The 13362-nt window shown below is 64.3% G+C and carries 9 protein-coding genes; 4 read left to right on the top strand and 5 right to left on the bottom strand.

The window, feature by feature from the left end:
- Positions 1–172 precede the first annotated feature (172 nt).
- Positions 173–1081: a LysR family transcriptional regulator gene (locus tag KUV86_RS16805; RefSeq protein ID WP_222164354.1), complete on the bottom strand. Its 909-nt coding sequence runs from the start codon at positions 1079–1081 to the stop codon at positions 173–175.
- Positions 1082–1259: 178 nt separating this feature from the next.
- Here KUV86_RS16805 and KUV86_RS16800 point away from each other — a divergent pair, with 178 nt between their 5' ends.
- Genes KUV86_RS16800 through KUV86_RS16785 form a run of 4 tightly spaced genes read left to right on the top strand, consistent with a single transcriptional unit; the run spans position 1260 to position 8662 of the window.
- Complete coding sequence (locus KUV86_RS16800) at positions 1260–2768, top strand: CoA-acylating methylmalonate-semialdehyde dehydrogenase (protein ID WP_222483676.1); 1509 nt, start codon at positions 1260–1262, stop codon at positions 2766–2768.
- Between the two features lie 23 nt (positions 2769–2791).
- The gene (locus KUV86_RS16795) at positions 2792–4462 is read left to right on the top strand and encodes a GMC family oxidoreductase (protein WP_222485769.1); all 1671 of its coding nucleotides are present in this window, start codon (positions 2792–2794) and stop codon (positions 4460–4462) included.
- 54 nt (positions 4463–4516) lie between these two features.
- On the top strand, positions 4517–6091 hold the full coding sequence (locus KUV86_RS16790) for a BCCT family transporter (protein ID WP_222485767.1): 1575 nt from the start codon (positions 4517–4519) through the stop codon (positions 6089–6091).
- A 60-nt stretch (positions 6092–6151) separates the two neighbouring features.
- Positions 6152–8662: a CoA transferase gene (locus tag KUV86_RS16785; RefSeq protein WP_222485765.1), complete on the top strand. Its 2511-nt coding sequence runs from the start codon at positions 6152–6154 to the stop codon at positions 8660–8662.
- A 135-nt stretch (positions 8663–8797) separates the two neighbouring features.
- Here the strand turns inward: KUV86_RS16785 and uxuA are convergent, their stop codons facing one another.
- The 4 genes from uxuA to KUV86_RS16765 all read right to left on the bottom strand — a co-directional run bounded on the left by uxuA (position 8798) and on the right by KUV86_RS16765 (position 13346).
- The gene (gene uxuA, locus KUV86_RS16780) at positions 8798–9973 is read right to left on the bottom strand and encodes a mannonate dehydratase (protein WP_222485763.1); all 1176 of its coding nucleotides are present in this window, start codon (positions 9971–9973) and stop codon (positions 8798–8800) included.
- A 25-nt stretch (positions 9974–9998) separates the two neighbouring features.
- Positions 9999–11456, bottom strand: a complete 1458-nt coding sequence (locus KUV86_RS16775) for a mannitol dehydrogenase family protein (RefSeq protein WP_222485761.1) — start codon at positions 11454–11456, stop codon at positions 9999–10001.
- 112 nt (positions 11457–11568) lie between these two features.
- Positions 11569–12858: a TRAP transporter large permease gene (locus KUV86_RS16770; protein ID WP_222485759.1), complete on the bottom strand. Its 1290-nt coding sequence runs from the start codon at positions 12856–12858 to the stop codon at positions 11569–11571.
- On the bottom strand, positions 12855–13346 hold the full coding sequence (locus tag KUV86_RS16765) for a TRAP transporter small permease (RefSeq protein WP_206944307.1): 492 nt from the start codon (positions 13344–13346) through the stop codon (positions 12855–12857). The genes KUV86_RS16770 and KUV86_RS16765 overlap by 4 nt, the downstream gene beginning before the upstream one ends.
- Between the last annotated feature and the right edge of the window lie 16 nt (positions 13347–13362).

The following is a 13362-nucleotide window of genomic DNA, read 5'->3' as shown; positions in this document are numbered from 1 at the left end:
GCGTCCTCGGGCGCCTTAAACTAGGCGCGTCCTCGGGCGCCTTAAAACTAGCCGCGTCCCTGGGCGCCTTAAGCTAGGCGCGTCCTCGGGCGCCTTAAACTAGCCGCGGGCCTGGGCGCCTTAAGCTGGCCTCGTCACTGATCTCTGTGTAGGTGCTTCCAGCCGGCGGTGGTTAGTGGGGCCGACTGGGCCAGACCTGTTCAAGGGTTTCCAGCGCCGCTTGCAGTGGAGCGTCAGCGGTACGCTCTCGCCGCCAGATGAAACAGAGCGCACAGTCCAGCGCCACTCCCTCGACGATGGTCAGGCCGCTGCGTTGGCGCTCGGCCAGGGCTAGCGAATCACGGGCCAGGCTTAGTCCCACTCCGGCGCGTACCAGATCGAGCATGCAGGCTTCCTGGTCGACCTGGGCGACCCGCCTGGGCGTCACGCCGCTTTGCTGCATGGCGCGCTTGAGCAGGCGATGGTGCACTGAATCTGCCGGTGTGACGATCCAGGGCAGGCTGGCCAGGACGGGCCATGCGGTGTCCGCAACCCGTGACTCCCAGCCAGATGGGGCCACCACATGATAGCGAAAGTGCGTCAGTTCAACGTGTGCCAGCGCCGGTGAGGTGCTGCTGGCACCGACCCCTGGTGGCGCCAGGTAGAAGGCCGCGTCCAGCTCCCCTCGCTCGACCCGTGACAGGGCGACACCACTCATGCCATGACGCAGCTCAGTTTCGAGTTGCGGCGCGCGCTCGACCAGTACCTTGAGGAAGCTGCCCAGGCGGATGAACTCAGGATCGATGATGGTGCCGATTCTCAGCAGACCGCGCACCGTCGTGTGCAGTGAGCGGGCCATCTGATCGAACACCCGGGCGCTCTCCAGCGCCTTCTCGGCGGTGGGCAGCAGTGCCTGACCGTCCGCGGTCAGCTCCAGTCCCTGGGGGCGGCGGTGGAACAGCGTCAGACCCAGCGTTGCCTGCAGCTGCTTCAACTTTAGGCTAATCGCCGGCTGGGTGAGGTGCAGTGCCTCGGCGGCCCGAGAGACGCTGCCGAGGCGCGCTACCGTGACGAATGCTCGCAGTGTGGGGTAGTCCTGCATGGCGCCTTCCTTTGATCGAGCGTGATATTTGAAAACTTTATATCTGGGTTCCAAATAACTCAATTGCTCCGATCCCCATCAGCGATAGGCTGTACAGCGACAAGACGAGCAGGCTGGACACCTTTTTGCAGACGCCCAGGCTCGATTTACTTAAACAATGCTTATAAAGGAGTACCCCATGACCTCGACGATTCCTCACTTTATCGGCGGCCAGAGAGACGAAGGTGCATCCCTGGGCCATCAGGACGTCTACAACCCGGCGACCGGCCAGGTCAGCGGGCGCGTGGCGTTGGCTTCCGCCAACGAGATCGACAAGGCGGTGGAGGTGGCCAAGGCGGCCTTCCCGAGCTGGGCCGACACCCCGCCCATCCGTCGCGCCCGGGTGATGTTCCGCTTCCTCGAATTGCTCAACGCCAACAAGGATGCCCTGGCCGAGGCAATCACCCGTGAGCACGGCAAGGTCTTCACCGACGCCCAGGGCGAGGTGGCACGGGGTATCGACATCGTCGAGTTCGCCTGTGGTATCCCGCAGCTGCTCAAGGGCGACTTCACCGACCAGGTCAGCACCGGCATCGACAACTGGACCCTGCGTCAGCCGCTTGGCGTGGTCGCCGGCATTACGCCGTTCAACTTCCCGGCCATGGTGCCGATGTGGATGTTCCCGGTCGCCATCGCCGCCGGCAACAGCTTTATCCTCAAGCCCAGCCCCACCGATCCCAGTGCCTCGCTGATGATGGCGGACCTGCTCAAGCAGGCCGGGCTGCCCGACGGCGTGTTCAACGTGGTCCAGGGCGGCAAGGAAACGGTGGACGCGCTGATCGATCATCCTGACGTCAAGGCGCTGTCCTTCGTCGGTTCCACCCCCATCGCCAACCTGATCTATCAGCGTGGTGCTGCCCTCGGCAAGCGTGTGCAGGCCCTTGGTGGCGCCAAGAACCATATGGTGGTGATGCCCGACGCTGATCTCGACAAGGCGGTGGATGCGCTGATCGGTGCGGCCTATGGCTCCGCCGGCGAGCGTTGCATGGCCATCAGTGTGGCGGTGCTGGTCGGTGATGTGGCCGACGATGTGGTGGCGCGGGTCGCCGAGCGGGCACGCAACCTCAAGGTCAAGGACGGCATGCAGCTGGACGCCGAGATGGGACCCATCGTCACCGCCCAGGCCCACCAGCGGATTACCGGCTATATCGACAAGGGCGTCGAGGAGGGTGCCGAGCTGGTAGTTGATGGCCGTGACTTCGACGCCAGCCATACCGGTGAAGGCTGCAGCGAGGGCTTCTGGATGGGCGGCACCCTGTTCGATCACGTGACGCCAGAGATGACGATCTACCGGGAAGAGATCTTCGGCCCGGTGCTGGCCTGCGTGCGCGTGCCGGACGTGGCCACCGCCATCGAGCTGATCAACGACCATGAGTTCGGCAACGGCGTCAGCTGCTTCACCGAGAGCGGCAAGGTGGCCCGCGAGTTCGGCCGTCGCATCCAGGTGGGCATGGTCGGTATCAATGTTCCGATCCCGGTGCCCATGGCGTGGCATGGCTTCGGTGGCTGGAAGCGTTCGCTGTTTGGCGACATGCATGCCTACGGCGAAGAGGGCGTGCGCTTCTACACCAAGCAGAAGTCGATCATGCAGCGCTGGTCCGACTCCATCGAGGCGGGCGCGGAGTTCGTGATGCCGACCGCCAAATAATGCCCTGAACCGAGGGATTCGCGATGACAACCGCACAACAATACGACAGCGAGTTTGACTATATCGTGGTCGGAGCAGGCACCGCCGGATGCCTGCTGGCCAATCGCTTGAGCGCCGACCCGAACAACCGGGTGCTGCTGATCGAGGCCGGTGGTCGCGACAACTACCACTGGATCCACGTACCGGTGGGCTACCTGTACTGCATCGACAACCCGCGCACAGACTGGCGCTTTCGCACCGATCCAGACGCGGGCCTCAACGGGCGCTCGCTGCTGTACCCGCGCGGCAAGACGCTCGGTGGCTGCTCGAGCATCAACGGCATGATCTACATGCGCGGCCAGGCCCGGGACTACAACCACTGGGCCGACGTCACCGGCGACGAGCAGTGGCGCTGGGAGCACTGCCTGCCGGCTTTCATCCAGCACGAGGATCACTATCGCCTGGACGAGGGCGCCGACGCCGACGCCGCCCACCGGGACTTTCACGGTCACGGTGGCGAGTGGCGCATCGAGAAGCAGCGGTTGAACTGGCAGGTGCTGGATGACTTCGCTGAGGCGGCGGTCCAGGCGGGGATTCCACGTACCCAGGACTTCAACCGTGGCAGCAACGAAGGCGTCGATTACTTCGAGGTCAATCAGCGCTCCGGCTGGCGCTGGAACACTGCCAAGGCGTTTCTGCGTCCGGCGCTCAAGCGGCCGAACCTGACCCTGTGGCACTCCACCCAGGTCAACCGGCTGATCGTCGCGGGCGGCGAGACTGACGGCGAGAAGCGCTGTGAAGGGGTCGAGGTCAAGCGCGAGGGCACCACCCAGGTGGCCAGGGCGCGCCGTGAGGTGGTGCTGTCCGCCGGCGCCATCGGCTCCCCCCAGATCCTGCAGCTCTCCGGCATCGGGCCTGGTGAGCTGCTCAAGCAGCACGGCATCGACGTCGTCCACGAACTGCCGGGGGTCGGCGAGAACCTGCAGGACCACCTGCAGATTCGCTCGGTGTATCGGGTCAAGGGCGCCAAGACCCTCAACACCATGGCCAGTACCCTGTGGGGCAAGGCCGGTATCGGGGTGGAGTACCTGCTCAAGCGCACCGGCCCGATGAGCATGGCACCGTCGCAGCTTGGCATCTTCACCCGCAGCAGCGACGAGCATGAGCACCCCAACATCCAGTACCACGTCCAGCCCCTGAGTCTGGAGGCCTTCGGTCAGCCGTTGCATCCCTATCCGGCGGTGACGGCCAGCGTCTGCAACCTGAATCCGACCAGTCGCGGCAGCGTCAGGATCCAGAGCGCCGACCCGGCCCAGGCGCCGTCCATCGCCCCCAACTACCTGAGCACCGACGAGGACCGGCGGGTGGCGGCGGACTCGCTGCGCGTGACCCGCAGGATCGCCGAGCAGCAGGCCTTCGCCAAGTACGAACCGGAAGAGGTCAAGCCCGGCATCCAGTACCAGACCGATGAGGAGTTGTGGCGGCTCGCCGGAGACATCGGCACCACCATCTTTCACCCGGTCGGCACTACCCGGATGGGACAGTCCGACGATCCCATGGCGGTGGTCGACTCGCGCTTGCGGGTGAGGGGAGTCCAGGGGCTGCGGGTGGCGGACGCCGGTGTCATGCCGACCATCACCAGCGGCAATACCAACTCACCGACCTTGATGATCGCCGAGCGAGCGGCAGGCTGGATGCTCGAGGCCGGAGGCTGACACCGGCGTTCTGCGCAGCCAGCGTCACAACAACAAACGATAAAGGTATCCCTGATGAACGCGCCAGAGTCTCACTCCGATCAACACGCCGACCGGCTCGATCTGCGGGTCTTCGTGCCCGCCGTGCTGGTCATCGCGGGTCTAATGCTGCCTATCATTTTATTTCCAGAGTCGGGAGCCGCACTGGTCAATGCGGCCTTCGCCTTCGCCACCGGGCGCTTCGGCTGGCTGTATCTGCTTGCCGGCATCGCCGTGGTGGTCTTTCTGGTGGGACTGGCCATCAGCCGCTACGGCAACGTGCGACTCGGCGGCCCCGATGACAAGCCCGAGTTCTCCTACTTCAGCTGGGTGGCGATGATCTTTGCCGGGGGCATCGGCATTGCCATCGTCAACTGGGCCTGGGTCGAACCCATCTACTACTTTACTGGCCCACCTTTTGGCGTCGAACCACGTTCCCAGGAGGCGGCAGAATGGGCCTTGACCTACGGCCAGTTCCACTGGGGCTTCACGCCCTGGGCCTTCTATTGCCTGCCGGCCATCCCGATCGCCTACTCGATGTTCGTCCACAACCGTCCCGGCGTCAGGCTGTCCGTGGCCGCGCGGGGGGTGATGGGCCGTCATGCCGATGGCTGGTGGGGCGCGCTACTGGATGCGGTGGTGGTTTTCGGTATCGTCGGTGGTGTCGGTACCTCGCTGGGGCTTGCGGTTCCCCTGGTATCGCAGCTGCTGAGCGGCCTGCTCGGGGTGTCGGCGTCATTCATGCTGGATATCGCGGTGCTGCTGATCTGGACGGCTATCTTCTCCGCCAGCGTGTGGTTCGGCCTGGCCAAGGGCATCAAGATCCTGTCGGACATCAACGTGCTGCTGGCGGGAGTTCTGCTGGTGTTCACCCTGGTGGTGGGTGACTCCCTATTCATGGTGGAAGGCTGGGTCAACAGCCTCGGCAAGATGGTTTCCAATTTCGTGCCCATGAGCATGTGGACCGACCCGGTGGGGGATTCGAGCTTCTGGCGCGACTGGACGGTGTTCTACTGGGCCTGGTGGATTGCCTACGCCCCGATGATGGGCCTGTTCGTCGCCCGCATCTCGCGCGGTCGCACCATCCGAGAGCTGATCATCGCCGAAATGGTGTTCGGTTCCCTGGGATGCTGGGTGTTCTTTGCTGTGTGGGGCGGCTACGCGCTGGACCTGCAGATCTCCGGCGCCCTGGATGTGGCGGCCATTCTGTCGGCTGGGGGCATCCCCGCTGCCGTCGAGGCGATCCTCGGTACCCTGCCGATGTCCGGCCTGATTACCACCTTGTTTGTGCTGCTGTGCTTCATCTTCCTGGCGACGACCCTGGATAGCTCTGCCTATGTGCTGGCATCGGTGACCTCGCGCAAGTTGTCCGGCTATCAGGAGCCGCAGCGCAAGATCCGCCTGATCTGGGCGTTTCTAATCGCCGGCGTCGGAGTGGCGCTGATTCAACTTGGCGGGCTCAAGCCGGTACAGACCTCCACCATTGTGGTAGCGCTGCCGATGATCCCCGTGCTGGCGATCCTGGCCTGGTCTCTGGTGCGCTGGCTGCGCCAGGACTTCGCCAAGAAGGTCCTTGAACCCCACCTGGTCATCGAAGACGGCAAACACTGACGTCACCGAGGGGGCTTAGGCCTCCTCCCGTTGCCACCCTTGCTCTACAGGAAGACCCCGATGTCACCGAATCCTCATTCCCAACTGCCGCTCAAGGACGTCAAGGTCATCGACTTCGGTCAGTACATGGCCGGCCCTGCGGTGGCGATGATCCTAGCCGACCTTGGCGCCACGGTCATTCACGTGGACCCGCCCGCGGGGCCCATGTGGGAGTCACCGGCCAACGCCACCTTGCAGCGCAACAAGCTGATCGTGACGATCGATCTCAAGACCGCCGAGGGCCTCGAACAGGCGCTGACGCTGATCGAAGAGGCCGACATCGTGATCGAGAGTTTCCGGCCCGGTGTCATGCAGCGCCTGGGCATCGACTTCGCTGCGCTGCGCGAAGAGCGCCCGGAGCTGATCACCCTGTCGATGCCGGGATTTGCCTCCAACGACGAACTGCGCCGTGACTGGCGGGCCTTCGAGAGCGTCATCGCCGCCCACTCGGGGGTGTTTACCGACATGGGGCTGAACCGGGTATTGATGGGCATCAACCCGTCCTTCTCGCCGCTGCCGCTGGGCTCGGCCTACGGCACCATGCTGGCGGCTACCGCCGTCACCCTGGCGCTGCAGGCGCGTGAGCGTACCGGTCTCGGCGACGAGATCGAAGTCCCCATCGCCTGCGCCCTGATGGAAGGCCTCTGCTACAACTCCATCAAGATCGAGGGCCTGCCGGAACGCTACAAGACCCAGCGCGAGAAGGAGATCGAGCGTCGCCGCATCGAAGGCGCGCCGATGAACCTGGACTACGACGAACTGCAGGAGCTGCTCGACCCCTTCTATCGCAGCTACAAGTGCAAGGACGGGCGCATGTTCTACGTGGTCTGTCCGAGTCACAAGGAGCACGCCAAGCGCTGCCTCAAGGTGCTTGGTCTCTACGATGAGCTGGTGGAGGAGGGGCTGGTGGAAGAGCCCGACACCTATGCGCCCACCAGCCAGTGGCAGAGTGACGTGTCGCTTGGCGTCTACCCACTGCCTAAGCGTTGGGCGGATCATATCGCCGCGCGCATGAAGGAGGTCTTCCTGACCCGCACCTCCAAGGAGTGGGAAAAGATCTTCGGCCGAGGCAAGTTCCCCGGCGCACCGCAGCGCTGGCTGCAGGAGTGGATCCACGACGACCACGCCGAGACCGCCGGGCTGATGATCGAAGTGGACGATCCCGAATTCGGCCTGATGACCCAACCCGGCCCGATGGTCTGGCTGCACGACAGCGGCCATGAAATGCTTACCCCGACGCCGCGCCGCTGGGTATCGTTCGACCAGGCGCTGGCGGTGCTGCATCGCATCGAGACCAAGCTGCCTCGGGTACGTGCCCGTAACGCCAAGGACGGCTGGCTCGAAGGCGTCAAGGTGCTGGATCTGTGCAACGTCATCGCCGGTCCCCACTCGGTGGCCTTTCTGGCACGCTTCGGTGCCAACATCATCAAGGTGGACCCCGCCAAGCCCTTCTACGACTGCTGGAACACGGTCATCTTCGGCCTGTCGCATATGCGTTCCAAGCGCTCCATGCTGACCGATATTCAGGTGCCTCGGGGGCGTGACATCCTCGACGAGCTGATCCGCCAGAGCGACGTGGTGGTGTGGAATGCCACCGACAAGCAGGTGGAGCGGATGGGGCTGACCGAGGCAGACATGCAGCGCATCAATCCCGAGGCGATCTTCTGCCAGCTCGACTGCTTCAGCGGGGTCAAGCCGGGTCCCCGGACCAACTACCTGGGCTACGATGACCTGGTGCAGGCCACCACCGGCATCATGCTGCGCTTCGGGGGCAGCATGGATACGCCGGAAGAGCACGCCCACGTCGGCACCATCGACGTGATGTGCGGCTTCGGTGCCTCGCTTGGTGTCGCCACTGCTCTGTACCAGAAGCTGCGCACCCGCCGGGTCAGCCGGGTCAAGACCTCGCTGTCGGCGCTCAGCGGCCTGGCCCAGATGCCGTTCTGCTACGACTACGAGCGGCGCGGCCTGTTCGACGAGCCCTCTGGTCGTGAACTCAACGGCTACGACGATCTGTCGCGCTTCTATTTCACCGCCGACGGGGTAGTGCTGATCAGCGCCTACGAGCGGGACCTGCACAAGTTCGCCCTGGTACCGGGGATCGAAGGGGTGGTCGATGTGGCTCCGGAGGAGCGAGCGGCCTATCTGGCACCTCGCTTTATCAATGCGGTGGCCACCGACTGGGTGGAGCGGCTGCAGAAGGCCGGCATCGCTGCGGCGGTGTGCGAGAACATCGAGGCCCTGCGCTCCTACAATTCGCGGCGCTGGGACAATACCCCGGGCATCGATCGTGGCAGCTATTCCTTCACCGTCTACGACGAGCACCCCAGCGGTCATGTCATTACGCAGCTTGACCCCTATGCCATCCGTCCCAAGCGAGGGCGCATCTATCCGCTGGCGCCGTCGGAGAAATACGGCAGCTCGAGCCGTGAGGTACTGGAGGAGTTGGGGCACAGCCCCGAGGAGATCGAGCGGTTGATCACCGAAGGCGTCGTGTCGGAGAGCTGGAGCGAGGAGTATCTGCCGACCTGAGAGGATGTCTGCTCAGGGTATTGTCTTGAGCCCACCAGACGGGGAAGGGCTCCCCGTCCAGTGGTTTGCGTCGTGGCGGGGTGCACCCTCTAGGCTTGGCATCTACGCCGTCACCTCCCATGGGCTACCTGAGCGTCAAGTGAGCTGACGCACGGCGGTCTCGACGCCACGCAGCTCTGCCAATCCGCGCAGTCTACCGTAGAGCGGGTAGCCAGGGGCGGTGGCGCGGTGCTGATCGTCGAGGATGTGATGGCCGTGGTCGGGACGTAGCGGCAGCCGGCGGCCGCCGTCGCGCTCGCGGCGGCGTTCCTCGGCCACCAGCGCCTTGATCACCGCGACCATGTCGACGTCACCGTTCAGATGCGGCGCCTCGTGGAAGGAGCGAGGGTCGGGGGACTCGCGCCGGGTCGAGCGCAGGTGCACAAAGTGAATCCTGGGACCGAAGCGTTTGACCATGTAGGCCAGGTCATTGGCGGCGAGCACGCCGTAGGAGCCGGTGCACAATGTCAGACCATTGGCCGGGCTGTCGACGGCCCCGAGGATCCACTCGGCGTCCGCCGCCGTCGAGACCACACGGGGCAGACCCAGCAGTGGTCGAGGCGGGTCATCGGGGTGGATCGCCATGTGGATGCCGAGTTCTTCGGCGACCGGGATGACGGCTTTCAGAAAATAGCCGAGATTCTCGCGCAGGCGCTCGGCGTCGATCTCTTCGTATCCAGCAAGTACCTCGCGAAAGCGCTCCAGGGTGTAATGCTCCTCGGCGCCGGGTAGGCCTGCGATGAGGGTGTCGACCAGGGACTGGCGGGCCTCGGCGTCCAGGCTATCGAGATAGCTCCTTGCGGCAGTCTTCTCGTCGTCACTGTACTCGTCTTCGGCGCCAGGTCTGGCGAGCAGGTAGAGGTCAAAGGCGGCGAAGGCTGTCTGGTCAAAGCGCAGCGCCAGGGCGCCATCCGGCATCGCCCAACGCAAGTCGGTGCGGGTCCAGTCGAGCACCGGCATGAAGTTGTAGCACACCGTATCGATGCCGCAGGCTGCCAGATTGCGCAAGGTGTCGCAGTAGCGGGTGATCAGAGCGTTGCGCTCCGGCAGTCCTTTCTTGATCGCTTCATGCACCGGCACGCTCTCCACCACCGACCATTCGAGTCCTGCGTCCTCGATCATCTGCTTGCGCTCGGCGATGGCCTGCCGGGACCAGACCTGGTCGTTGGGCACCTCGTGCAGCGCAGTGACAATGCCGGTTGCGCCGGTCTGGCGAATCTCCTCGAGTCGGATCGGGTCATTTGGGCCGAACCAGCGCCAGGTGTGTTGCATGAAAATCTCCTTTTCTCGAGTCCGGCTAGAGGGTGCTCAGTGACGCCGCAAGCCCGGTAGTGATCAGTCGGCGGTAACCATCGGTGACAGCATCGACAACATCCTGCTGTGCAGTAAGGGCCACAGGGATGATGTCTTCCTGTGCCAGAAAGGCTGCCACCAGCGCTTCAGGGGCATCGCCGTGACGTTCATGTAGCGCGAGGAAGCGCGATGCCAGCGGATCGCTCACCTCATGTTGACGGCCGTCGAGCGAGACGCCGGAGGTGTAGCGTATCCAGGCGGCCAGTCCCAGTGCGGTACAGGGCACCTCGTGGCCGTCCTGCAGCCGCGCGACGGCGCCTTGTAGCCAGCGTTGGGGCAGCTTCTGGCTGCCGTCCATGGCGATCTGCGCCAGTCGGTGGCGCAGGCTGTCATTGGCGAATCTGGCCAGCAGATCGTCGGCATAGCGTTCGAGATCGACCCCATCTGGCATGTGCAGCGTTGGCGCCGCCTCCTGCATCATGTAGCGACGCAGCAGGGTGCGGAATTCGGGGCGGCTGACCGCTTCAAAGACCGTCTCGATGCCATCGATGGCACCCAGGTAGGCCAGCAGCGAGTGGCTGCCGTTGAGCATGCGTAGCTTCATGGTCTCGAAGGGGGCCACATCGGCGACCATCTCGACCCCCTCGGCTTCCCAGGCGGGCCTACCCTGGGGAAAATCATCCTCGATGACCCACTGAGAAAAGGCCTCGCAGACCACCGCGTTGGGATCATCGACACCCAGCTCGCCCAGCCGGGCGAAGTCGGTCTCGGTCATCGCGGGTACGATGCGGTCGACCATGCTGCAGGGAAAGGCCCCCCGATGGCTGATCCAGTCGGCCAGTTCGCTATCGCGCTGGGCGGCGAGCTGTACGACGGCGTTGCGGGTGCGGCGACCGTTTTCCGGCATATTATCGCAGGACAGCACGGTGAAGGGGGACAGACCGGCGGCGCGGCGACGGGCCAGCGCCTCGACCAGGATACCCGGGGCGGTTTGCGGCGCGTCTGGCGAGGCAATGTCGGCCTCTATCATCGGGTCTTCGACGAGCAAATTGCCGCTGGTCGGGCTGAGAAAGTAGCCCTTCTCGGTCACCGTCAGCGTCACAATGCGTACCTTGGAGGACGCCAGTCGCGTCAGCAGCGCTTCCAGATCGCGGCCCTGCTGGCCTGTGCTATCGCGGCCGGTGAACAGCGTCTCTTGCATCACGCCGATCTCTCTGAGCGTGACGTTGTTGCTATCGGTAAATTCGGCCACATGGTAGCGGTGGCCAGCGGCACGCAGCCCATCGACCAGGCCGACGCTGGAGCGCAGGTTGGCGCTGCACAGCCCCCAGGCGGTGTCACCGCTGCGCTCGAGATGGCGCGCCAGATAGACCGCCTGGTGGGCCCGGTGGAAGGCGCCGAGCCCCAGGTGGACGATACCGATGTCGCAGGCGATGTGCGGCGCTTCAACGAAGTGGGTCATCTTGTTGTGTACCTCAGTCCCGGAGATAGGCCCGGAGCAAAGCCCGTGGGCTCGGTCGATGGGGTGATGCGGGTGATTGATACGTCCGCTGAGTTGGTTTCTTGTGCATCCGCTACCCCATCAGATAGTCGGGCAGGAAGAGCACGATCTGCGGGAAGAAGATGATGGCCAGCACCACTGCGAACACGGCAAGGGCAAAGGGCAGCATTTCCCGGGTGTAGGCAATGAACGAGCAGCGCAGGATGCCGCACACGGTGTACATCGACACCCCGACGGGTGGCGTCATGCCGCCGAAGGTCACCAGCGTCATCATCAGCAGGCCAAAGTGCACCGGGTCGATGCCGGCGGCCTTGATCACCGGAACCAGGATGGGCGCCAGCAGCATGACGACCACCGTCGCCTCCAGCAGCATGCCCAGGACGATCAGCAATAGCGACAGCACCAGCAGCAGGGTGGTGGGGCTTTCGAACACCCCGAGGGTGACCTCGGTGATGGTCTGCGGCACCCGCTCGAAGGACACCACGTAGCTGATGGCGCCGGAGAACATGATGATCAGCATGATCATGCCGACGTCGCGGACACCGGCACGGAAGGCATCGATGATCGACGACAGGGTCAGCTCCCGGTGGATGAAGCAGCCCACCACGATGGCATAGACGATGGCGAAGGCGCCGGCCTCGGACGGGGTGAACAGGCCATAGCGGATGCCCACCAGCAGCCAAACGGGAAACAGCAGCGCCCAGATGCTGCTCCTGGTCGCCTGCCAGACTTCGGCCAGCGACGGTGACTTCTCGAGTTCAGGCACATAGCCGCGCCGGTGCGACATCACGCTGGTGGCGATCATCAGCGCTACCAGCAACAGGATGCCCGGCACCACACCAGCGATGAATAGCCGGCCGATGGACACCTCTCCGAGGAAGCCGTAAATGATCAGGCCGATACTCGGCGGAATGGTGGCGGTGATCAGGCCGCCGATGGACAAAAGGGCAGCGGTAAAGCCAGGCGAATAGCCCCGCGCGATCAGGTTGCCGCCCAGCACCCGGGACTGCATCGCCGCATCAGCCACTGCCGAGCCGGAAATGCCGCCCATCATGGCGCTCAGGGCCAGGCTCGACTGGGCCAGACCGCCGGTCATCCAGCCGGTCAGCAGGGTGGCCAGGCGCAGCAGGCGTGGGGTGATGCCGCTGGCGTTCATCAGGTGCCCGATCAGGATGAACAGCGGCACCGCCAGCAGCGGAAAGGACTGACTGGCCGAGACGATCCGCTGTACCGCCGTACTGGTCGGCAGGAAGGTCTCGGGCAACAGGAAATAGGTAAAACCGGCCATGCCGATGGCGAAGGCGACCGGCATGCCGATGGCCATCAGTACCAGGCCGAGAATCAGAATGGCGAGTGTCGTCACAGAAGTTGCTCCTGCTGGTCGCTGTCGGGCTCCAGCGCCTGAACAATGCCCACCGAGGCAAGCCGCCTGATCAGCGAGACGATCATCAGTACGGCACCTACGGGCAATGCCAGCGTCACATAGCCGTAGCTGATCCCGGCAAAGCCGAGGGGACGCTGCCAGTTGGAAAACGCCAACGAGAAGCCATAGCGTGCCAGGCAAGCCAGAAAGACGATCATCAGGCCCACCGTCACCAGATTCGCCAGCCACTGGCCCGACCGGGGCAGCCGGGTCAGCAGGGCATCGACCCGGATCTGGCCTCCCTTCTTCAGGGTGATATCTGCACCAAACATGCAGGCCCAGATAAAGAACAGCTGGGCCAGTTCAGCGCCGCCGAGCATGGGGTTGCCCATGGCCCGGGTGGTGGCGCTGAACAGGATGCTGGCCGCGGTGAGAAACAGCAGCACGACGGCCAGCCACTCCTCGAAAGTGTCATAGAGCTTCCACATGTGGCCTCCCCAGCCG

It is taken from the genome of Halomonas sp. DP8Y7-3, from assembly GCF_019801675.1.
GTDB classification, from domain to species: domain Bacteria; phylum Pseudomonadota; class Gammaproteobacteria; order Pseudomonadales; family Halomonadaceae; genus Halomonas; species Halomonas litopenaei_A.
The sequence above is the reverse complement of the archived record's forward strand: the minus strand, read 5'-3'. Positions and strand labels throughout refer to the sequence as shown.

Coding starts and splice junctions, on each gene's coding strand:
- KUV86_RS16805 (WP_222164354.1), bottom strand. CDS start 1,081: ATGCAGGACTACCCCACACTGCGAGCATTCGTCACGGTAGCGCGCCTC.
- KUV86_RS16800 (WP_222483676.1), top strand. CDS start 1,260: ATGACCTCGACGATTCCTCACTTTATCGGCGGCCAGAGAGACGAAGGT.
- KUV86_RS16795 (WP_222485769.1), top strand. CDS start 2,792: ATGACAACCGCACAACAATACGACAGCGAGTTTGACTATATCGTGGTC.
- KUV86_RS16790 (WP_222485767.1), top strand. CDS start 4,517: ATGAACGCGCCAGAGTCTCACTCCGATCAACACGCCGACCGGCTCGAT.
- KUV86_RS16785 (WP_222485765.1), top strand. CDS start 6,152: ATGTCACCGAATCCTCATTCCCAACTGCCGCTCAAGGACGTCAAGGTC.
- uxuA (WP_222485763.1), bottom strand. CDS start 9,973: ATGCAACACACCTGGCGCTGGTTCGGCCCAAATGACCCGATCCGACTC.
- KUV86_RS16775 (WP_222485761.1), bottom strand. CDS start 11,456: ATGACCCACTTCGTTGAAGCGCCGCACATCGCCTGCGACATCGGTATC.
- KUV86_RS16765 (WP_206944307.1), bottom strand. CDS start 13,346: ATGTGGAAGCTCTATGACACTTTCGAGGAGTGGCTGGCCGTCGTGCTG.